18 protein-coding genes and 1 pseudogene are annotated in these 19,684 nt (G+C 67.8%); 10 read left to right on the forward strand and 9 right to left on the reverse strand.

Features of this window, described 5'->3' with window-relative positions:
- Positions 1 to 50: 50 nt before the first annotated feature.
- On the reverse strand, positions 51 to 866 hold the full coding sequence (locus CRO07_RS02200) for a calcium-binding protein (RefSeq protein WP_097029065.1): 816 nt from the start codon (positions 864 to 866) through the stop codon (positions 51 to 53).
- Positions 867 to 1,083: 217 nt separating this feature from the next.
- On the opposite strand from CRO07_RS02200, the gene CRO07_RS18360 reads away from it, so the two are divergent.
- Both CRO07_RS18360 and CRO07_RS02210 read left to right on the forward strand, forming a co-directional pair.
- Positions 1,084 to 2,397, forward strand: a complete 1,314-nt coding sequence (locus tag CRO07_RS18360) for a calcium-binding protein (protein WP_235840919.1) — start codon at positions 1,084 to 1,086, stop codon at positions 2,395 to 2,397.
- A 90-nt stretch (positions 2,398 to 2,487) separates the two neighbouring features.
- Positions 2,488 to 2,700 (forward strand): annotated as a pseudogene (locus CRO07_RS02210) (integrase core domain-containing protein); the annotation flags it as partial.
- Between the two features lie 303 nt (positions 2,701 to 3,003).
- Here the strand turns inward: CRO07_RS02210 and pnp are convergent.
- The 7 genes from pnp to rbfA form a co-directional block, all read right to left on the reverse strand.
- A complete protein-coding gene (pnp, locus tag CRO07_RS02215) occupies positions 3,004 to 5,148 on the reverse strand; it encodes a polyribonucleotide nucleotidyltransferase (RefSeq protein ID WP_097029066.1) in 2,145 nt (714 codons plus the stop codon).
- 180 nt (positions 5,149 to 5,328) lie between these two features.
- The gene (rpsO, locus tag CRO07_RS02220; RefSeq protein WP_097029067.1) at positions 5,329 to 5,598 is read right to left on the reverse strand and encodes a 30S ribosomal protein S15; all 270 of its coding nucleotides are present in this window, start codon (positions 5,596 to 5,598) and stop codon (positions 5,329 to 5,331) included.
- A 173-nt stretch (positions 5,599 to 5,771) separates the two neighbouring features.
- Complete coding sequence (locus CRO07_RS02225) at positions 5,772 to 6,284, reverse strand: DUF1643 domain-containing protein (protein ID WP_097029068.1); 513 nt, start codon at positions 6,282 to 6,284, stop codon at positions 5,772 to 5,774.
- A gap of 368 nt (positions 6,285 to 6,652) precedes the next feature.
- Positions 6,653 to 7,729, reverse strand: a complete 1,077-nt coding sequence (gene cysK / locus CRO07_RS02230) for a cysteine synthase A (RefSeq protein ID WP_097029069.1) — start codon at positions 7,727 to 7,729, stop codon at positions 6,653 to 6,655.
- A 183-nt stretch (positions 7,730 to 7,912) separates the two neighbouring features.
- Positions 7,913 to 8,818, reverse strand: coding sequence for a tRNA pseudouridine(55) synthase TruB (truB, locus tag CRO07_RS02235; protein ID WP_097029070.1), 906 nt, complete (start codon positions 8,816 to 8,818; stop codon positions 7,913 to 7,915).
- A 53-nt stretch (positions 8,819 to 8,871) separates the two neighbouring features.
- Positions 8,872 to 9,612, reverse strand: a complete 741-nt coding sequence (locus CRO07_RS02240; protein ID WP_097029071.1) for a phosphodiester glycosidase family protein — start codon at positions 9,610 to 9,612, stop codon at positions 8,872 to 8,874.
- Entirely contained in the window at positions 9,602 to 10,012 is a 411-nt protein-coding gene (rbfA, locus tag CRO07_RS02245) for a 30S ribosome-binding factor RbfA (RefSeq protein WP_176504469.1), read from the reverse strand. The genes CRO07_RS02240 and rbfA overlap by 11 nt, the downstream gene beginning before the upstream one ends.
- A gap of 107 nt (positions 10,013 to 10,119) precedes the next feature.
- Here rbfA and dapB point away from each other — a divergent pair, with 107 nt between their 5' ends.
- Positions 10,120 to 10,929 (forward strand): 4-hydroxy-tetrahydrodipicolinate reductase, encoded by an 810-nt coding sequence (gene dapB / locus CRO07_RS02250; RefSeq protein ID WP_097029072.1) that lies wholly within the window; start codon positions 10,120 to 10,122, stop codon positions 10,927 to 10,929.
- Between the two features lie 66 nt (positions 10,930 to 10,995).
- On the opposite strand, the gene CRO07_RS02255 is transcribed toward dapB, so the two are convergent.
- Positions 10,996 to 11,175, reverse strand: coding sequence for a DUF1674 domain-containing protein (locus CRO07_RS02255; RefSeq protein ID WP_097029073.1), 180 nt, complete (start codon positions 11,173 to 11,175; stop codon positions 10,996 to 10,998).
- Positions 11,176 to 11,241: 66 nt separating this feature from the next.
- On the opposite strand from CRO07_RS02255, the gene CRO07_RS02260 reads away from it, so the two are divergent.
- From CRO07_RS02260 to CRO07_RS02290, 7 genes are all read left to right on the forward strand, one after another.
- A complete protein-coding gene (locus CRO07_RS02260) occupies positions 11,242 to 12,477 on the forward strand; it encodes an RsmB/NOP family class I SAM-dependent RNA methyltransferase (RefSeq protein WP_097029074.1) in 1,236 nt (411 codons plus the stop codon).
- A complete protein-coding gene (locus CRO07_RS02265) occupies positions 12,474 to 14,192 on the forward strand; it encodes a heparinase II/III family protein (RefSeq protein ID WP_097029075.1) in 1,719 nt (572 codons plus the stop codon). Before CRO07_RS02260 ends, CRO07_RS02265 begins: the two co-directional genes overlap by 4 nt.
- 59 nt (positions 14,193 to 14,251) lie before the next feature.
- Positions 14,252 to 15,841, forward strand: coding sequence for a bifunctional phosphoribosylaminoimidazolecarboxamide formyltransferase/IMP cyclohydrolase (gene purH, locus CRO07_RS02270; RefSeq protein ID WP_097029076.1), 1,590 nt, complete (start codon positions 14,252 to 14,254; stop codon positions 15,839 to 15,841).
- A gap of 1 nt (position 15,842) precedes the next feature.
- Positions 15,843 to 16,373, forward strand: coding sequence for a signal peptidase II (lspA, locus tag CRO07_RS02275; RefSeq protein WP_097029077.1), 531 nt, complete (start codon positions 15,843 to 15,845; stop codon positions 16,371 to 16,373).
- 52 nt (positions 16,374 to 16,425) lie between these two features.
- The gene (locus tag CRO07_RS02280; protein WP_097029078.1) at positions 16,426 to 16,953 is read left to right on the forward strand and encodes a DUF3035 domain-containing protein; all 528 of its coding nucleotides are present in this window, start codon (positions 16,426 to 16,428) and stop codon (positions 16,951 to 16,953) included.
- Between the two features lie 82 nt (positions 16,954 to 17,035).
- Positions 17,036 to 18,376 (forward strand): M16 family metallopeptidase, encoded by a 1,341-nt coding sequence (locus CRO07_RS02285; protein WP_097029079.1) that lies wholly within the window; start codon positions 17,036 to 17,038, stop codon positions 18,374 to 18,376.
- On the forward strand, positions 18,373 to 19,680 hold the full coding sequence (locus tag CRO07_RS02290; RefSeq protein WP_097029080.1) for a M16 family metallopeptidase: 1,308 nt from the start codon (positions 18,373 to 18,375) through the stop codon (positions 19,678 to 19,680). The genes CRO07_RS02285 and CRO07_RS02290 overlap by 4 nt, the downstream gene beginning before the upstream one ends.
- The last annotated feature ends 4 nt before the right edge of the window (positions 19,681 to 19,684 follow it).

Here is a 19,684-nt window from a genome sequence, read left to right on the forward strand (position 1 = left end):
TCGGGTCAGGGTCAGGGTCCGGGCGCGCAGGGCACGCCCGGCCGAAGCGATCAGACGATCGAGAAGAAGCGCGACGGATCGCCTGCAAGGTCATCATAGGCCACGCCATGCAGCAGCAGGCTGTTGCCTTCGCCGAACTCGATCAGCGTGCCGGCCGCGCCCAGATCCGAAGCAAAGCCCATCACATCCTCGGCCGAAGTCAGTTCGACCCCGTCCATGTTGCGCGAGATCTGAAGCATGTCGCCATCCGAGAAATCCATGACCACATCGCCGCCGCCCGAGAACACCACAAGGTCGTTGCCGGCGCCGCCATAGATCACATCGTCGCCCGCACCGCCGTCGATCGTGTCATCACCCGCGCCGCCAAGGATCAGATCGTCGCCCGCCCCGCCGAAAAGCTGGTCGTCGCCGTCTCCGCCTTGCAGGGTGTCGTCGCCGGCATCCCCCGCCAGCGTGTCGTCGCCGGTGCCGCCCGTCAGCAGATCCTGTCCGGCGCCGCCCAGAAGCGCATCCTGGCCTTCGCCGCCGTCCAGCGTGTCGTCGCCGGCCCCGCCCGCAAGCAGATCGTCGCCCATGCCACCGCGCAGCAGGTCGTTGCCCGCCCCGCCGGACAGCGTGTCCCTGCCCGTCCCGCCATCCAGCAGATCGTCGCCCGAGCCGCCGAGCAACTGGTCGTCGCCCTCTTCCCCGAACAGGCGGTCGTTGTGCGATCCGCCGTTGAGCAGATCGTCCCCATCCCCGCCCAAAAGGATGTCGTCGCCGCTGGCGCCTGACACGGTGTCGTTGCCGGTGCTGGCGATGATGTAATCGCCGGCGGATGTTCCGAATATGAAGTCGCTGAACGCGCCTCCTGGTATCGTGGCCATGGAACCCCTCCTGAAACTGCATTTTCTGCAGCCGCAAGATGTGCCGCCTGCCTCTTAATGAGGTCTTAAGATCAGCCATGGGTTGTTTAAAGTTTGCGGCAACTGGGGCGGGGCCGCCTTCGGATGTTAACCGCTCGCTAAGGGTGGGGGGCCTTGACTGCGGCGCGGGATGGCTTCGGCAGCGGGCCGAAGCATGCGGGTGCAGCGGGAGGTTTCCTTGGATCAGACATATGCAACGCTTGTCACGGGTCTTTCAGACTTTATTGCCCGCTTCGGTGGCGTGCCCGGCGCGGGGTTAAGGTTCGAATCGGCGGTGTTTGCCGGAACCGACAGTGTTTCCGTTTCGGGAACGGAAGGCACTGATCTTCTGGTCAGTTCGGTCAACGGAAACGAACTGGTCGGGCGTGGCGCCAGCGACCTGCTGCTTGGGTTGGGCGGGGCCGATAGCATTTTCGGGAATTCGGGATCGGACGTGGCATTTGGCGGTGCCGGCACCGACCTGATCCTTGGGGGGCTGGGCGACGATCTGCTGATCGGCGGGGGGGGCGCTGACAGCCTGCACGGCGGTGTCGGCGCGAACCTGCTGATCGGCGGCGATGGCGATGACGTGCTGGATGTGCGCTGGGCGACGGATCCCGACCGTGGCGGCCTGTCCTTTGAAAGCTGGCGCGCGACCAAGCTGGGCGCCACCGACGAACTTCACGGCGGTGACGGCAACGATGTTCTGGAAGGCTCGTTCGGAAACGACCTGCTGTTCGGTGATGCCGGCGAGGATTCCCTGCGCGGTCAGGATGGCGACGATCGGCTGGATGGCGGCGATGGCAATGACAGCCTGCGCGGCGACGCAGGGGCCGATACCCTGATCGGTGGCGCCGGGAATGACGAGCTGGATGGCGGTCTGGGCGCCGATCTGCTGGACGGCGGCGATGGAAACGACCGGATCGCCGCCGGCAATGGCGACGACGACATCAGCGGCGGCGCCGGCCAGGATTCGATCGACGGCGGCTATGGCAACGACAGGATCCGGTCGGGCGATGGCAACGACCGGGTGGATGGCGGCGGCGGCGACGATCTGATCTGGCTGGGAGAGGGCAACGATCTTGCGGCCGCGACCGAGGATTTCGGTCGTGGCGACGACGTGATCTTCGGCGAGGGTGGCAATGATACGCTTTACGGCGGCCGCGGCTGCGACCAGCTCGACGGCGGCGACGGCGACGATGTGCTGAACGGCGGTGCCGGTGACGATTTCCTGACCGGCGGTGCGGGCTGCGACATCTTCCAGTTCCGCAGCGCCTATGGCTTCGACATCGTCAGCGACTTCACATCCGAAGATCGGCTGATCCTGACCCGCAACATCAACGGGATCGGCGGCGAAACCGGACGTGTGAGCGTCGAGGATCTGATCGGCCGGATCACGGATCTTGGCGGCGACTGCCTGCTTGATCTGGGGGGCGGCAACGCCACCTTGTTCCGCGGACTCTCGGCCGCCAGTCTTGAAGATCTGCTTCAGACCAATCTCGATTTCTTCTGACGCACGAAAAAGCCCCGGCGTGGTGACGCATTTCGTGGGGTGGGACACAAGACAGGGCCGGATCAGCCGACCCTGATCTTTTCGAGTCGGGTGAACGAGGGGATCTTTGACAGCCTGGCCGATGCTCGGCGCAAACTGGCCCTCTGGCGTTACGACTACAACCACGTCAGGCCGCATTCCTCGCTGGGCAACATGCCACCGGCAGAAGCGCGCCGGACGCTCGGGCTATTTGATGGCAACGCGCCCCGCGCACTTGCCAAGCCCGAAACCGATGCCCGTCCACCCCAAGGACTCTTGTTATGAACGCGGAACGACCGGGGGGCAGGTCACCATCGTGGGGCGGTCAAGCTTCTGCGGAGCCTATATTGGCCTCAGGCTTGGGTCTGGAAGAAAAGTGCGCCGCCTGACCTCGAAAAAAGGTTGGCGCAGTGTGACCGTAGGTTTTTCCACGCAGTCCTCACGTCGGTTCATTCCAAACCTCGGCAGAAGGTGCACCCAAATCAAAAGCCTGCCGCGGCGCGCGCGGCAGGCTCTGTTCGCTCGTGTCCCTCCGTGCGGAATGCATCAGCACTTGCCGGGGGCCCCTTTGTCCACATTCGGGACGGATCAGGCCTCGGTGGCCTCTTCCTTCTTCTCGGGCGCGATCTCTTGCCCGGTCTCCTGGTCGACCATCTTCATGCCAAGGCGCACCTTGCCGCGTTCGTCGAAGCCCAGAAGCTTGACCTTCACTTCCTGACCTTCCTTCAGCACCTCGTTGGGGTGGGTCAGGCGCTTGTTGGCGATCTGGGAAACGTGCACCAGACCGTCACGCTTGCCGAAGAAGTTCACGAAGGCGCCGAAATCGACCAGCTTCACCACCTTGCCGGTGTAGATCTGACCTTCTTCCGGCTCGGCCACGATCGACCAGATCATGTCATAGGCCTTCTTGATCGCGGCCTGATCGCTCGACGCGATCTTGATCACGCCGTCGTCGTTGATGTCGACCTTGGCGCCCGAGACTTCGACGATCTCGCGGATGACCTTGCCGCCCGAGCCGATCACTTCGCGGATCTTGTCGGTCGGGATGGTCAGCGTTTCGATCTTCGGCGCATAGGCCGAGAAGGCGTTGGCCTGGGTCAGCGCCTTCGACATCTCGCCCAGGATGTGCATCCGGCCGTCCTTGGCCTGCGCCAGGGCCTGCTCCATGATCTCGGGCGTGATGCCCGCAACCTTGATGTCCATCTGAAGCGAGGTGATGCCGTTCTCGGTGCCCGCCACCTTGAAGTCCATGTCGCCGAGGTGATCCTCGTCGCCCAGGATGTCGGTCAGCACGGCCCATTTGCCGTCGTCTTCCAGGATCAGGCCCATGGCCACGCCCGCGACCGGCGCCTTCAGCGGCACGCCCGCATCCATCATCGACAGCGACCCGCCGCAGACCGACGCCATCGAGGACGAGCCATTGGACTCGGTGATCTCGGACACGACGCGGATCGTGTAGGGGAAGTCGGTCGCCGCCGGCAGCACCGCCTGAAGCGCACGCCACGCCAGCTTGCCATGGCCGATCTCGCGACGGCCGGGCGGGCCGAAGCGGCCCACTTCACCGACCGAATAGGGCGGGAAGTTGTAGTGCAGCAGGAAGTTCGACCGCGAATTGCCGTGCAGCGCGTCGATGATCTGCTCATCTTCGCCGGTGCCAAGCGTGGTCACCACCAGCGCCTGGGTCTCGCCGCGGGTGAACAGCGCCGAGCCGTGGGTCCGCGGCAGGATGCCGGTTTCCGAGATGATCGGGCGCACCGTCTTGGTGTCGCGGCCGTCGATGCGGGCGCCACCGTTGATGATGTCGCCGCGCAGGATCGCGCTTTCCAGTTTCTTGAACGCGGTGCCGAGGTTCTCGTCCGCCAGTTCGGATTCCGAAAGCTGCGCCTTGATCGCGGCGCGGGCGGCGTCGATGGCGTTGACGCGGTCCTGCTTGTTCTTGATCCCGAAAGCGGCGCGCATCTGCTCTTCGCCCAGCGATTTCACCTTGGCGTAAAGCGCGGCGTAATCGGGCGGGCTGAAATCGAAGGGCTCTTTCGCGGCTTCCTCGGCGAAGTCGATGATCAGGTCGATCACCGGCTGCATCGCGTCATGGCCGAACTTCACGGCGCCCAGCATCTCGGCCTCGGACAGCTCGTAGGCTTCCGATTCGACCATCATCACCGCGTCCTTGGTGCCGGCGATGACCAGATCCAGCCGCTGGTCCGGGTTGTCGCGCAGCTTCTGCATGTCGTCGACATCGGGGTTCAGCACATACTGGCCGTTCGAGAAGCCGACGCGCGCCGCGCCGATCGGGCCCATGAAGGGCACGCCCGAAATCGTCAGCGCCGCCGAGGCCGCGATCATCGCCACGATGTCGGGCTCGTTCACCAGATCGTGCGACAGCACGGTGACGATCAGCAGCACTTCGTTCTTGAAGCCGTCCACGAACAGCGGGCGGATCGGGCGGTCGATCAGGCGCGAGGTCAGCGTCTCTTTCTCGGACGGGCGGGCTTCACGCTTGAAGAAGCCGCCGGGCACCTTGCCCGCAGCATAATAGCGTTCCTGATAGTGGACGGTAAGCGGGAAGAAGTCCTGCCCCGGTTTCGCCGATTTCGCGAAGGTCACGTTGGCCATGACCGAGGTTTCGCCCAGCGTGGCGATCACCGATCCGTCGGCCTGACGGGCAACCTTGCCGGTCTCGAGGGTCAGCGTCTCGCCGCCCCACTGGATGGATTTCTTTGTAACGTTGAACATGTCTTTTCCTGTCCTGACCGGGGGACCCTCCGCCCGGCCTGTTGCGTACGGGCCGTATGCCCGTGGCCCCTGTATGATGCCGAGGCCGGTCCCGCGGAGCCCGTCGGGAGGGCCGTCACGCGCAGGGATCATCCCCGCGCCCGGAATAGGAAAACGCGCCCCGGAGGGCGCGCTTCAAGGTCAGCGGCGGAGGCCCAGACGCGCGATCAGCGCGGTGTAGCGGCCTTCGTCCTTCTTCTTGAGGTAGTCGAGCAGCTTGCGGCGCTGCGCCACCATCATCAGCAGGCCCCGACGCGAGTGGTTGTCCTTGCGGTGGGTCTTGAAATGCTCGGTCAGCGTCGCGATGCGCGACGACAGAATCGCCACCTGAACCTCGGGCGAGCCGGTGTCGCCTTCCTTGGTGGCATAGTCCTTGATGATGCGGGCTTTTTCTTCGACGGTGATCGACATCGGGATCTCCTGGTCTGAGGGTGACGGCACAAGCCGGGATGTCGTCCAGCAGGGCCCTTGGAACTCTGCCCGAAAGCCGGGCAGATGCGCGCATATAGGCGAAAATCGCCTTGAAGGAAAGCGCCTTTCTCGGCCGGCGTGTCGGGCGGCATGTGCCCGGACCGCCGACTGGCTCAGGGGTGCCACGGCACAGGCTGCCGGTCATAGCCCACATACAGCGGGTGTTTGGGCTGGCCGTCGCGGTTCAGGCCCAGATGGTAAAGCGGAAGGCCGGTCGCCCGCAGCAGCGCCTCGACCTGCCGTCCGCGATCCAGATGCGCCCCATGCGCCCCCCAGGCGCAGACAATGCGATCGGCCCAGGGCGCCGAGTCCGCGATGGCTGTGTCATTCTCGGGATTGCCGACCGGATCGGCGGCGGCGCGCATCTTCTTCGGATCGGTGTCGCGCCAGGCAAAGATGTTGCACACCCGGAAGGCGCCGAACCCCAGCGCGCGGGCCCGCCGCTCGCAGCGTTCCACCGTCGGGTCGTTCTGGTATTCCGTCGCGGTCGAGGGGTTCAGCATCACGAACAGCGCCTTGGGCCCCGCCGGGTCCCAGACCCGCGTCAACATAAAGCGATAGCGTTCGCAATCCGAATAGACCGCGGTCGAGGGCGCATCGCCCTTCACGAAACTGCGCGTGATCATCTGCCCTCCTGCGCGGATGCCGCCCACCTAGGCAGCGCGCCGGCCAAGGGCAAGCCCTACCACCCCGGCCGATCCGCCAAAGAGACTTTGCGCAGCCATGTGCAGATCCGCCCGCCCGCACGACAACACGGATGGATCCTCAGCCCCCGTGGTCTGCTGTGGCAAAGGGCAGATCCGCCCGCCCGCATTGCAGGACGGGTGCCCCTGCGTGGTGCCCTTTCAATCCGCTCGGATCCGCCGCCCCCGCAGGCGCGGTCAGACCCATGCGCGCCGCGCCCCAGATCCGGCCGGCCGCATCGCGACGCCTGGGCGCCTGTCCCCGGCAGGGCCGCGCGAGGGGGTTCGATGCCCCCTCGCGCGGCGCCCCCTTACAGCTGGAAGCCGGGGGTCGAGGCCGACAGCGCCTTTTCGCTGTCGTCCATATCCTCCGAGATGGCCTGAAACAGCGGCGTCGACATGTAGCGTTCGCCCGTGTCGGGCAGCATCGCCAGAATGACCGAGCCCTTCGGCGCCCGTTCCGCCACCTTCCGCGCCACCGCAAACGTCGACCCGCCCGAGATCCCGGTCAGGATGCCCTCTTTTGCCGCCAGTTCCCGCGCCCAGGTCATGCCCTCGTCGCCCGTTACCGGGATCAGCTCGTCATAGGCCCCCGCATCAAGCCCTTCTTGCAGCACCTTCGGAATGAAATCCGGGGTCCAGCCCTGGATCGCATGAGGTTCGAAAGCCGGATGGCTGGTCGCGGCGGTGCCGTCGGCGTGGCGCTCCTGTGCGATTCCCGACCCGACAAGCTGGGCATTGGCCGGTTCGGACAACGCGATCTTCACCTCGGGGCGTTCGCGGCGCAGCACGCGGGCGACACCCGTCACCGTGCCGCCGGTGCCATAGCCGGTCACGAACCAGTCCAGCCGTTGGCCCGCGAAATCGGCCACGATCTCGCGCCCGGTGGTGGCCTCGTGGATCTCGGCATTGGCGTCGGTCTCGAACTGGCTGGCCAGGAACCAGCCGTTCGCCTCGGCCAGTTCCTGCGCCTTGCGATACATGCCAAAGCCCTTGGCCGCCCGCGGCGTCAGCACCACCTTCGCCCCCAGAAGCCGCATCAGCCGCCGCCGCTCGACCGAGAACGCCTCGGACATGGTGATGACCAGCGGATAGCCCTTCTGCGCGCAGACCATGGCCAGCCCGATGCCGGTATTGCCGCTTGTGGCCTCGACCACCGTCATGCCGGGCTTCAGTTTCCCGGACCGCTCGGCCGCTTCGATGATGTTCAGCGCAAGGCGGTCCTTCACCGAGGCGGCGGGATTGAAGAACTCGGCCTTGACGTAGATCGTCACACCTTCGGGCGAAAGGTTGTTGATCCGGATCACCGGCGTGTCGCCCACGGTGTCCAGCACGCTGTCATAAAGCCGGCCGCGGCCTGCGGTGGTGCGGATCTTTGGCGCATCCATGATGCTTCTCCTGTCAGTCTTTGCGACCGCAGCTTAACCCGTTCTTCCGCGGCGTGTTTCCCGAATTTCGCAGCCGGCGTGGATCGCCGTCCGCGCAGGGCGCCCGCAGGCGGAACGCCGTCAGCCCGCGTGACGGCGGTGGGCCGCCGCGCGCCGCGCGCCGCCGTCACGCGCGAACGGACGTCACAGGTTGAACACCCGGCTGGGATGCAACTCGCCCGCCTTGTAGATCCCCACCGCCAGCGGCTTGCCCTGATAGCTGGCCCAGGCTTCGTCACCGAACTCCACGTCCGAGGCGATGACCATCCCCGGATTGCCGTTCTTCAGCCGCGCCGCGCCCTCGGCCGTCGCCGGCAGTTCCGGCAGATCGGCCAGCCCCGTTTCCAGCGGCAGCACATGCGCCAGCAGCGCATCGGTCTTGGCCAGCTCGTCGATGGTTGCGATGGCGATCCCGTCCTCGGCATCGAACGGCCCCGACCAGGTGCGCCGCAGCCATTCGACATGGCCGTAACACCCCAGCGCCTGCCCCAGATCGCGGGCGATGGCGCGGACATAGCCGCCCTTGCCGCAGACCATCTCCAACTCGACATGATCCGCATCGGGGCGCGCGATCATGTCCAGGCTTTCCACCCACAACGGCCGCGCCGCCAGATCCAGCACCTCGCCTTCGCGGGCCAGATCATAGGCGCGCTCGCCCTCGACCTTCACCGCCGAGAACTGCGGCGGCACCTGCATGATCTCGCCGCGGAAGGCCGCCAGCGCCGTCTCGATGTCCGCATCCGACGGCCGCGCGTCCGACGTGGCGATCACCTCGCCCTCGGCATCGTCGGTGCGGGTCGCCACGCCAAAGCGCACCATGAAGCGATAGCATTTCAGCGCATCGGTGATGTAGGGCACGGTCTTGGTGGCCTCGCCCAGCGCCACGGCCAGAACGCCGGTCGCATCCGGGTCCAGTGTGCCGGCATGGCCCGCCTTCTGCGCATCCAGCGCCCAGCGCACCTTGTTCACGACCGAGGTCGAGGTCATGCCCGCGGGCTTGTCCACCACCAGCCAGCCCGAGATCGCCCGGCCCTTGCGCGTCCGTCCCATCGTCGTCCCCTTCTGACAGAAGGCCCGCCTGCTAGACCCCTTCGCCAGCCCCGTCAACGCTTCGCGACGACCAGCCCCACGATCGGCCCCATGGTCGCCCCCCAGTCCGACCGTCGTGCCCCCGCGTCATGCAACCGCGAGATCGACCCGTCAAAGTAAAGTGCATCCCGAAGCCCCAGCGCATCGCGATAGAACCGCCCGAACTGATGGAACGTCACCGCCCGGTCCGAGATCGCAAACACCGCCCGCTGCCCGTCCTCGCTGACGCCGACGCCGTTGCGGATGTAACGCGAATCGCTGTCGACAAGGAACCGCGGGTGCAACGCGCCCCCGATCACCAGCATCGGCCCCGATTGCGAGGCATGGCGGCACGCCGGCCGCCCGGCCGCGAAGGCGCGGGTCTCGATCACGCGAAAGCCATCCTCGCCAATGCAGAACACCCCGTTGGGCAGCAGGCCGAAATTGCCGTCGCTCGCCCCGGTCACCAGTGCCGCGCGCGTCTCTCCGCCCTCGATCATCAGCCCCACGGGGCGGCGGTCGGGATGATACATCCCCGCATTCATCGCGAAGGCCAGAACCCGCCCCTCGGCCGCAAGCGCGTCGTTCACACGGGCGAAACTGCCATAGGGCCGCCCGTCCGGCGCAGTCTGGAACAGCCGCAGGTCGTCGCCCGCTTCGGCCTCGCAGACGGTGAAGGGGATGCCCTCGAAACTGACCGCCCGACAGGCGGGCTCGGCGGTTGCACAACCCGCCGGCCACAAGGCCAGCGCAAGGGCCGCCAACCTAGCCCTCATCCGCCTCGCCGCCGCGAATGTCGCGCTGAACCACCTCGTCCGAGAACAGCCGCCGCGTCTCGTCCAGCCGGTCGAAGGTCTCGTCAGGGCGGAACCGCAGGTCCGGGGCGTATTTCAGCGTCATCTGCCGGGTGATGTGGTGGCGCAACTCGCCCCGGTGCTTCGACAGCAGCGCAATGGCGGCCTCGACATCCTTGCCACCCAGCGGCATGACATGAACCGTCGCCACCTTCAGATCGGGCGAACAGCGCACCTCGCCCACCGTGATCGACATCCGGTTCAGATCGGGGTCGTGAATATCGCCCCGGTTCAGCACGTCCGCAAGCGTGCGCCGGATCAGTTCGCCGACGCGAAGCTGACGTTGCGAGGGGCCGGTTCCGGAATGCGATCTGTGTGCCATGCCGCCCATGTAGGCGCTTTCGCCTGCGCCCGCAACGCCATGCTTCACGCCCTTTGCGCCGCCGGCGCGAAGCCGCTACAGAGACAGCAAAACCACAGGAGAATGCCATGTCGGATCTGCCGGGAATCGTCATCACCGGGGCCTCGGGCCGGATGGGCCAGATGCTGATGAAGACGGTGCTCGCCTCTGACAAGGCGCGCCTCGTCGGCGCGGTGGAACGCCCCGGCCACGACTGGATCGGCCGTGACGCGGGCGCCGCGATGGGCGGCGCCGCGGTTGGCGTCACCGTGACCGATGACCCGCTCGAAGCCTTCGCCCAGGCCCAGGCGGTGATCGACTTCACCGCCCCCGCAGCCACCACCCACTTCGCCGAACTTGCCGCCCAGGCCCGCGCCGTCCATGTCATCGGCACCACCGGACTCGGACCGGCCGATCTCGACCGGCTGGAATGGGCCGCCCATCACGCGGTGATCGTGCGCGCCGGCAACATGAGCCTCGGGGTCAACCTCCTCGTGCAACTGACGAAAAAGGTCGCCGCGGCGCTCGATGCCGATTGGGACATCGAAGTGGTCGAAGCCCATCACCGCATGAAGGTCGACGCCCCCTCCGGCACTGCCCTCATGCTCGGCGCCGCCGCCGCCGAAGGCCGCGGCACCACACTCGACCATGCCCGCGTCTCGGGCCGCGACGGCATCACCGGCGCCCGCGCCCGTGGCAGCATCGGCTTCTCGGCCATCCGCGGCGGCGACATCGTCGGCGAACACGATGTGATCTTCGCAACCGAGGGCGAGCGGATCACGCTGCGCCACATTGCCACCGACCGCGCCATCTTCGCCCGCGGCGCCCTCAAGGCTGCACTCTGGGGTCAGGACAAACGCCCCGGACAATACGACATGCTCGACGTCCTCGGACTCTGACCTTTCATTCTGGCCCAAATATCCCGGGGTCCGGGGCAGCGCCCCGGGCTTTCCGCGACGCCCGGCTCAGAAGTCGATGGCGATGCCCTTCTTCTCCCAGTCGCCGAATCGCACCGGCTCGGGTCCGTTCCGTCCGCCGATCTCCTTCGGCAGATCCAGTGCCTTGGCGGCGCGGCGGCGTTCCTCTGCCTCGGCCAGGGCACGCAGCGCCTCGGGGGGCAGGGTCTTCGGGGTATCCTCGGTCATCTGGGGTTCCTTGTGCGGGGCCGACCCATGATATACCGCCGCAAAGCAACACAACAAGGAGGCGGCATGGCAGACGAGGCCCGAGGCTTGGCGGTAGCCCTGCTCAATGCGGTGCTGGACGATGGCCGCCTGCTGTCGCAGGCGATCGAGGATCTGCCTCCGGCTGCCCCCGCGCAGCGTGCCCGCGCGCAGCGGCTGGCGCTGGCGGTGCTGCGCCATCTGGAACCCGCCGACCGGCTGCTGTCGCCGCATCTGCGCAAGGCCCCCCCGATGGCGGTGCGCAACATCCTGCGGCTTGCGATGGTCGAGATGGCCGCCCTGGGCGCCCCCGCCCATGGCGCGGTCAATTCCGCGGTCGATCTCGCCCGCGCCGGACCCAGAACCCGCCATCTGGCCGGTCTGGTCAATGCCGTCCTGCGCAAGGTCGTGCCCGCCAGCTTCGACGGTCTGCCGCCGCAGCGGCTGCCGATGTGGCTGCGTCAGCCGCTTGTCCATCTCTGGGGCCGCGAGGCGGTCTCGGCCATCGAGGCGGTGCAGGCCGAAGCGCCGCCGCTCGATCTGACTGCAAAGCCGGGCGCGACCGCCCCGGGCGAGGCGCTGCCCACCGGCAGCTTCCGCCTTGCCGATCCGGGGCAGGTCTCGGCGCTGCCGGGCTATGCCGAGGGTGACTGGTGGGTGCAGGATGCCGCCGCGGCGCTGGCGGTGCGGTTGCTGGCCCCGCAACCCGGCGAAAGGGTGGCCGACCTTTGCGCCGCGCCCGGCGGCAAGACGCTGCAACTGGCTGCGGCCGGGGCGCAGGTCACCGCCGTCGATGTCTCGGCCGCGCGACTGGCCCGCCTGCATGACAACCTTGCGCGCTGCCGGCTTCAGGCCGAAGTGGTCGTGGCCGATCTGCTCGACTGGCAGGCCGGCCCCTTCGATGCGGTGCTGCTGGATGCGCCCTGTTCGGCCACCGGCACGATCCGGCGCCACCCCGATCTGCCCTTTGTCAAGGACGCAAGCGATCTGGCCGGTCTTGTGGCGCTGCAATCGGCGATGATCGACCGGGCGCTGGCGCTGCTGCGGCCGGGGGGGCGGATGGTGTTCTGCACCTGCTCGCTTCTGCCGGACGAGGGCGAGCGGCACCTCGCCGCCCTTCTCGATCGCCATCCCGGCGTGACGGTCGAGCGGCCGGGCATCGATGGGATCGACCCCCACTGGATCACCGAAGCCGGCGCACTTCGCCTGCGCCCCGATTACTGGGCCGCGCGCGGCGGGATGGACGGGTTCTTCATGGTCCGGCTGCGGAAGCCCGCTGGATGATCGGCCCGGCCCTGCCAGCGGCGGGCCTTCTGGATCGGCTCGCCCTGCTTCGGGCGCGGCTTTCGCGCCCGGCGACCCGGTTCGCCGCGCTGCCTGACCCCGGCCTGATCGGCGTGGCCGAGCGTGGTCGCTGGCTGATCGCCGGCCAGTGGCTGACGGCCGGGCGTCTGGTCGAGGCCCCCGGCGCCGCCCCGTGGGAGGTTCCGGGCGCCGATGCCGCGTTGCTGGCCCACGCCCATGGCTTCGGCTGGCTCGACGATCTGGCCGCGCTGGGCGGCCGGGGGGCGCGGACCCGCGCGCAGCACTGGACCTTCCGCTGGATCGCCCGCTTCGGTCAGGGCCGCGGTCCGGGCTGGGGGCCGGCGCTGGCGGCGCAACGGCTGGGGCGCTGGATGGCCCACGCCAGCTTTCTGCTGGACGGGGCGGGGATGCGCGAAGCCGACCTTGCCCGCGCGGCCTCGCGCACGATGCTGTATCTGGCGCAACGGTGGCCCTCGGCCAGCGGCCCCGCCCGGATCGAGTCGCTGGCGGCGATCCTGCGGGCGGGGCTGGCACTCGAGGGCATGGCCGCCCATGTCGCCCCCGCCGCGCAGGCGCTGGGCCGCGAGGCTGGTGCGCAGATCGACCCCCAGGGCGCCATTGCCAGCCGCAGCCCCGAGGATCTGGCCGCCCTGTTCACGCTATTGGCCGAAACCGCGGCCGCGCTTGTCGCCGCTGGCCGCCCGGTGGCCGAGGGGCATCGCGCCGCGATCCTGCGCATGGCGCCGGTGGTGCGGGCGTTGCGCCATGGCGATGGCGGTCTGCCGCGCTTTCACGGCGGCGGCCGGGCCTTTCCCGAACGGATGGACCGGGCGCTGGCCGGCCTGAGCGGGCCGGCCCTGCCGACCGAGGGGCTGGCCATGGGCTTTGCCCGGCTGGCCGCGGGGCGGACCACGGTGATCGTCGATGCCGAAGGGCCGCCGCCGGGTGGCCATGCCCATGCCTCGACCCTTGGGGTCGAACTGTCATCGGGGCGGCGGCCTCTGGTGGTTTCCTGCGGCTCGGGGCGGTCCTGGGGGCCGGGCTGGCACCGCGCGGGCCGGGCGACCGCATCCCATTCCACGCTGATGATCGAGGGGTTTTCGTCGTCCCGTCTGGCGCGCGACGGCGACGACATGGCCGAAACGGCCCGCGTCCTTTCCGCGCACCTTCAGAAGGGGCCGGCCGGCCAGCACCTGCACCTGCTGCATGACGGCTGGGCCCAGACCCACGGACTGACCCACCGACGCGATCTTGTGCTGGCCCCGGACGGGCGCAGCCTGTCGGGCGCCGACACCCTGGCCGCCCTGACCGCGCCCGAACGCAAACGGCTGGATGCGGCACTTCGGGCCGCGAAAGGCCACGGTCTGGCCTTTGCGCTGCGGTTTCACCTGCATCCGGACGTTTCGGCCGACATTCTGCCCGACGGGCATGGCGTCACGCTGACACTGGCCAGCGGCGAGGTCTGGGCCTTCCGCCCCGAAGGCCCGGCGCGGCTGACGCTGGCGCCATCGGTTTATCTTGACCGTGCCCACCGGCTGCCGCGCGCCACGCGGCAGATCGTGCTGGCAGGCGTTCTTGTCGATGCCGAAGCCCGGATCGGCTGGACCTTCGCCAAGACAGAGGATACTCCGCTGGCCATTCGCGACCTGTCCCGGGACGATCCGCCCGACCGGCACGGACCCGACCCGACCTGACCCCGATCCGACTTGGCCCGCACCTGATCTGGCCCAAAACTGACCTGGAGGCACTCAAGATGAAGAACCTCGTTCCTGTTGGCCGCGCCCTTCTGTCGGTTTCCGACAAGTCGGGACTTCTGGACCTTGCACGGGCTTTGGCGGATCTGGGGGTCGAGTTGATCTCGACCGGAGGCACCGCCTCGACGCTGCGCGCGGCGGGCCTGAAGGTGCGCGACGTGGCCGAGGTGACGGGCTTCCCCGAGATGATGGATGGCCGGGTCAAGACCCTGCATCCGATGGTGCATGGCGGCCTGCTGGCGCTGCGCGACGATGACGAGCATCTGGTGGCGATGGCCGCCCACGGGATCGAGCCGATCGACCTGCTTGTGGTGAACCTGTATCCGTTCGAGGCAACGGTGGCGCGCGGCGCGGGTTACGATGACTGCATCGAGAATATCGACATCGGCGGCCCGGCGATGATCCGCGCGGCGGCCAAGAACCACCGTTTCGTGAACGTCGTGACCGACACCGCCGACTACAAGGCGCTGCTGGACGAGCTGCGCGCCCATGACGGCGCCACCACGCTGGCGTTCCGGCAAAAGCTGGCGCTGACCGCCTATTCGCGCACCGCGGCCTATGATGCCGCCGTCTCTGCCTGGATGGCCGGCGCGCTGAAGGTCGAGACGCCGCGCCGCCGCGCCTTTGCCGGTCAACTGGCCCAGACCATGCGCTATGGTGAAAACCCGCACCAGAAGGCGGCGTTCTACACCGACGGCAGCCATCGTCCGGGCGTCGCCACCGCGAAACAGTGGCAGGGCAAGGAACTGTCCTACAACAACATCAACGACACCGATGCGGCCTTTGAACTGGTGGCCGAGTTCGATCCGGCCCAGGGTCCGGCCTGCGTGATCGTGAAACATGCCAACCCCTGCGGCGTGGCCCGCGGCGCCTCGTTGGCCGATGCCTATGCCCGCGCCTTTGATTGCGACCGCGTGTCTGCCTTTGGCGGGATCATCGCGCTGAACCAGCCGCTGGATGCCGCCACCGCCGAGAAGATCACCGAAATCTTCACCGAGGTCGTGATCGCCCCGGGGGCCGATCAGGCCGCGCGCGACATCTTTGCCGCCAAGAAGAACCTGCGCCTGCTGACGACCGACGCGCTGCCCGATCCGCGGGCCGCGGGCCTTGCGTTCAAACAGGTTGCGGGCGGCTTTCTGGTGCAGGACCGCGACGCCGGCCATGTGGCGCTGTCGGACCTGAAGGTGGTGACGAAGCGGGCACCCTCGGACGCGGAACTGGCAGATCTGCTGTTTGCCTGGACCGTGGCCAAGCATGTGAAATCGAACGCCATTGTCTATGTGAAGGACGGCGCCACCGTCGGCGTGGGTGCGGGCCAGATGAGCCGGGTCGATTCCACCCGCATCGCCGCGCGCAAGGCGCAGGACATGGCGCAGGCGCTGGGTCTGGCGCAGCCGCTGACGCAGGGCTCTGTCGTGGCGTCGGATGCGTTCTTCCCCTTTGCCGACGGGCTGCTGGCCGCGGCCGAGGCCGGTGCGCGGGCGATCATCCAGCCCGGCGGGTCGATGCGCGACGATGAGGTGATCGCCGCGGCGGATGCGGCGGGCCTTGCCATGGTCTTTACCGGGCAGCGGCATTTCCGGCACTGACATGCGGCTGGCAGCCCTTACCGCCCTTGGGGTCTTTGTGCTGGATCAGGCGACCAAATGGCTGGTCGTCTGGTGGCTGGGGCTGGCCCATCGCGGCGCCATCGATCTGGTTCCGCCGTTCCTGAACCTGCGGATGGCGTGGAACCGCGGGATCAACTTCGGCCTTGGCAGCTCCGATCAGGACATTGTGCGCTGGGGGCTGATCCTGGTCGCGCTGGCCATTTCGGGCTGGGTCTGGCGCTGGGTGGCGCGCAGCGCGCCCTCTCGGCTGTCGCGGATCTCGGGGGGGTTGCTGATCGGCGGCGCGCTCGGCAATGTGGTGGACCGGGTGCTTTTCGGCGCGGTGGCCGATTTCCTGAACATGTCCTGCTGCGGGATCGAAAATCCCTATGCCTTCAACGTGGCCGATATCGCGATCTTTGCCGGCGCCATCGGTCTTGTCCTGTTCACGCGCGAGATCAAGCCCGACCCCGTTCCCGCCAAACCGAAACCTGAACGCAAGCGCGGCGCTGGCCGCGGAAAGACCCCGTGACGGCTGCAAACCTTTGCGCTAAAGACGGGTCCAGACAGCAAGGAGGCAAGCAATGCGGTCAGCTTCAGGCGCAGGGGCGGGTGCGGCACTGGCATTGCTGCTGCTTTCGGCCTGCGGTGGTGGCGAGCCGGAGTTGATGAACCTCCGCTCGACCGGCGCGGGTCCGGACGAATTCTCGATCCTGCCGTCGCGTCCGCTTCAGATGCCCGAGACGCTGGCGGCCCTGCCGGCACCGACGCCGGGCGGCGCGAATCTGGCCGATCCGAACCCCGAGGCCGATGCCATCGCGGCGCTGGGCGGCAACCCCAACCGGGCGGGCAGCATTCCGGCAGCCGATGGGGCGGTGGTCTCGCATGTCAGCCGCTATGGCGCGCAGACGGGCATCCGCCAGACGCTGGCCGCGGAAGATTACGAATGGCGCCGCAGCAATGACGGCCGCCTTCTGGAACGCATCTTCAACGTGAACGTCTATTATCAGGCCTACAAGCCCATGGCGCTTGACCAGCACGCCGAACTGGCGCGCTGGCGCGCGGCAGGGGCACGCAATCCTTCGGCGCCGCCGGCGCAGGCGGGCGAGTGATCACAAGCCCGTAGGGGGACTTGAAGGCCCGGACGCGCACGGTAGCTTTCCGCACGACGCGATCTTCTGGAAGGACAGGGCTATGCTGCGCCGACTGGCTTTTGCGGCCGTTGCGGGAATGACGTTCCCGCTGCTGGCCTTTGCCGATACGGTCACCGATTTTCGACTGGCGAACGGCATGGAGGTGGTGGTGATCGAGGATCACCGCGCCCCGGTGGTCACCCACATGGTCTGGTATCGCGTTGGTGCCGCGGACGAGCCGCCGGGCCATTCCGGCATCGCGCATTTCCTGGAACACCTCATGTTCAAGGGCACCGACGAGATGGCCGCGGGCGAGTTCTCGGCCGTGGTCGAGGCGCAGGGCGGCGACGGCAACGCCTTCACCTCGTGGGATTATACCGCCTATTTTCAGCGGGTTGCGGCCGATCGGCTGGATCTGATGATGAAGATGGAGGCCGACCGGATGCGCGACCTTCAGATGACCGAAGACGATGTGCTGACCGAACGGCAGGTCGTGCTGGAGGAACGCAGCCAGCGCACCGACAGCGATCCCGGCGCGCTGTTTTCCGAACAAAGGCAGGCCGCGCTGTATCTGAACCACCCCTATGGCACCCCGATCATCGGCTGGCGGCACGAGATCGAACAGCTTGACCGCGCGGATGCCTTCAGCTTTTACCGGACCTATTACGCGCCGAACAACGCCATCCTTGTGGTGGCGGGCGACGTGACCCCAGATCAGGTGCGCCGGCTGGCCGAAACGCATTACGGCGGCCTTGAGCCGACGCCGAACCTGCCCGAGCGCCTGCGCCCGCAAGAGCCGCCGCAACTGGCCGAACGTCGGATCGCCTTTGCCGATCCGCGTGTGGCCCAGCCCTATGTCGCCCGCAGCTATCTTGCCCCCGCCCGCGACAGCGGCGCGCAGGAAAAGGCGGCGGCGCTGACCCTGCTGGCGGAACTGCTGGGCGGCAGTCCCACCACCTCTGTTCTGGCCCGCGCGCTTCAGTTCGGCGAGTCGCCGAAAGCGGTCTGGACCCAGGCGTGGTATGACGGCGGGGCGCTGGATTACGGCAGTCTCGGATTGGCCGTCGTGCCGATTCCGGGGGTGGATCTTCAGGCCGCAGAAGACGCGATGGATGCCGCGCTGGCCCGCTTTCTGAAGGACGGCCCCGACCCCGAGGATTTCGCCCGGATCAAGACGCAGCTTCGCGCACAGGACATCTATGCCCGCGACAGTGTCGACGGGCTGGCCCGGCGCTATGGCGCGGCGCTGACCACGGGGCTGACGGTTCAGGATGTGGACCAGTGGCCCGAGTTGTTGCAGGCGGTGACGTCCGAGCAGGTGATGGCCGTCGCGCAAGAGGTGTTCGACCGCCGCCGCGCGGTGACGGGCTGGCTGATGCAGCAAGAGGGGCAAAGCCAATGATGATGCGGATCGCCTTCGCCCTGATCCTGTTCGCCCTGCCGGTCCGGGCCGAGATCGACATCAAGGAGGTGACCTCGGCCGGCGGGCTGCGCGCCTGGCTGGTCGAATCGCACGAACTGCCCTTCACCGCGCTGGAAATCCGGTTCGAGGGCGGAACCTCGGTGGATGCCCCCGGCGCGCGGGGGGCGGTGAACCTGATGACGGCGCTTCTGGAAGAAGGTGCGGGCGATCTGGACGCGCAGGGCTTTGCGCGGGCACGCGATGACCTGGCGGCCAAATTCAGCTTTCAGGCCGGCGTCGATTCGGTGGCGGTCTCGGCCCGGTTCCTGACCGAAAACCGCGATGCCTCGGTTGATCTGCTGCGGCTGGCGCTGGTCGCGCCGCGATTCGATGCCGATGCGGTGGAACGGGTGCGCGGGCAGGTGCTGTCGGGGCTGGCCGCGGATGCGAAAGACCCCGCGCGCATTGCGGGCGACACCTTCGACCGGCTGGCTTTTGGCGATCACCCCTATGGCTCGGCCGGGGATGGCACGCCCGACAGCGTGGCGGCGCTGACCCGCGATCAGCTTCTGACGGCGCATCGCGCGGCGCTGGCGCGCGACCGAGTGTATATCTCGGCCGCGGGCGACATCACCCCGGCCGAACTGGGCGCGTTGATCGACCGGCTGCTGGCCGACCTGCCCGCGACGGGGGCGCCCTTGCCGGAACGGGCCGAGTGGCAGGTGGCCGCAGGCGTTACGGTGATCGATTTCCCCACGCCACAGTCTGCGGTGCTGTTCGGTCACGCCGGCATCAAGCGCGACGATCCCGATTTCTTCGCCGCCTATATCCTGAACGAGATCCTTGGCGGCGGTCGCTTCGGTTCGCGGTTGATGTCGGAACTGCGCGAAAAGCGCGGGCTGACCTATGGCGTCGGCAGCTATCTGGCGCCGATGGACCATGCCGAACTGCTGTCGGGCCAGTTTGCCACCGCCAATGCCAGCGCCGGTCAGGCCATTCAGATCGTGCGCGACGAATGGCGCCGCGCCGCGACCGAAGGCGTCACCGCCGAGGAACTGGCGGCGACGAAAACCTACCTGACCGGCTCTTATCCGCTGCGGTTTGACGGCAACGGGCCGATTGCCTCGATTCTGGTCGGGCTTCAGGCCGAAGGTTTGCCGATCGACTATCCGGTGACGCGCAACGCCAAAATCGAGGCGGTGACGCTGGACGATGTGAAGCGCGTGGCCGCACGGCTTTTGCGGCCGGAGGCGCTGCATTTCGTGGTCGTCGGCCAGCCCGACGGCATCGCCCAAGGCGGCTAGCCCC

Origin of the sequence: Cereibacter ovatus (genome assembly GCF_900207575.1) — a bacterium.
GTDB lineage: Bacteria > Pseudomonadota > Alphaproteobacteria > Rhodobacterales > Rhodobacteraceae > Cereibacter_A > Cereibacter_A ovatus.

Excerpts from the sequence above, each read along its gene's own strand:
- CRO07_RS02200 (WP_097029065.1), bottom strand. The coding sequence starts at position 866 with ATGGCCACGATACCAGGAGGCGCGTTCAGCGACTTCATATTCGGAACA.
- pnp (WP_097029066.1), bottom strand. The coding sequence starts at position 5,148 with ATGTTCAACGTTACAAAGAAATCCATCCAGTGGGGCGGCGAGACGCTG.
- rpsO (WP_097029067.1), bottom strand. The coding sequence starts at position 5,598 with ATGTCGATCACCGTCGAAGAAAAAGCCCGCATCATCAAGGACTATGCC.
- CRO07_RS02225 (WP_097029068.1), bottom strand. The coding sequence starts at position 6,284 with ATGATCACGCGCAGTTTCGTGAAGGGCGATGCGCCCTCGACCGCGGTC.
- cysK (WP_097029069.1), bottom strand. The coding sequence starts at position 7,729 with ATGGATGCGCCAAAGATCCGCACCACCGCAGGCCGCGGCCGGCTTTAT.
- truB (WP_097029070.1), bottom strand. The coding sequence starts at position 8,818 with ATGGGACGGACGCGCAAGGGCCGGGCGATCTCGGGCTGGCTGGTGGTG.
- CRO07_RS02240 (WP_097029071.1), bottom strand. The coding sequence starts at position 9,612 with ATGAGGGCTAGGTTGGCGGCCCTTGCGCTGGCCTTGTGGCCGGCGGGT.
- rbfA (WP_176504469.1), bottom strand. The coding sequence starts at position 10,012 with ATGGCACACAGATCGCATTCCGGAACCGGCCCCTCGCAACGTCAGCTT.
- dapB (WP_097029072.1), top strand. The coding sequence starts at position 10,120 with ATGTCGGATCTGCCGGGAATCGTCATCACCGGGGCCTCGGGCCGGATG.
- CRO07_RS02255 (WP_097029073.1), bottom strand. The coding sequence starts at position 11,175 with ATGACCGAGGATACCCCGAAGACCCTGCCCCCCGAGGCGCTGCGTGCC.
- CRO07_RS02260 (WP_097029074.1), top strand. The coding sequence starts at position 11,242 with ATGGCAGACGAGGCCCGAGGCTTGGCGGTAGCCCTGCTCAATGCGGTG.
- CRO07_RS02265 (WP_097029075.1), top strand. The coding sequence starts at position 12,474 with ATGATCGGCCCGGCCCTGCCAGCGGCGGGCCTTCTGGATCGGCTCGCC.
- purH (WP_097029076.1), top strand. The coding sequence starts at position 14,252 with ATGAAGAACCTCGTTCCTGTTGGCCGCGCCCTTCTGTCGGTTTCCGAC.
- lspA (WP_097029077.1), top strand. The coding sequence starts at position 15,843 with ATGCGGCTGGCAGCCCTTACCGCCCTTGGGGTCTTTGTGCTGGATCAG.
- CRO07_RS02280 (WP_097029078.1), top strand. The coding sequence starts at position 16,426 with ATGCGGTCAGCTTCAGGCGCAGGGGCGGGTGCGGCACTGGCATTGCTG.
- CRO07_RS02285 (WP_097029079.1), top strand. The coding sequence starts at position 17,036 with ATGCTGCGCCGACTGGCTTTTGCGGCCGTTGCGGGAATGACGTTCCCG.
- CRO07_RS02290 (WP_097029080.1), top strand. The coding sequence starts at position 18,373 with ATGATGATGCGGATCGCCTTCGCCCTGATCCTGTTCGCCCTGCCGGTC.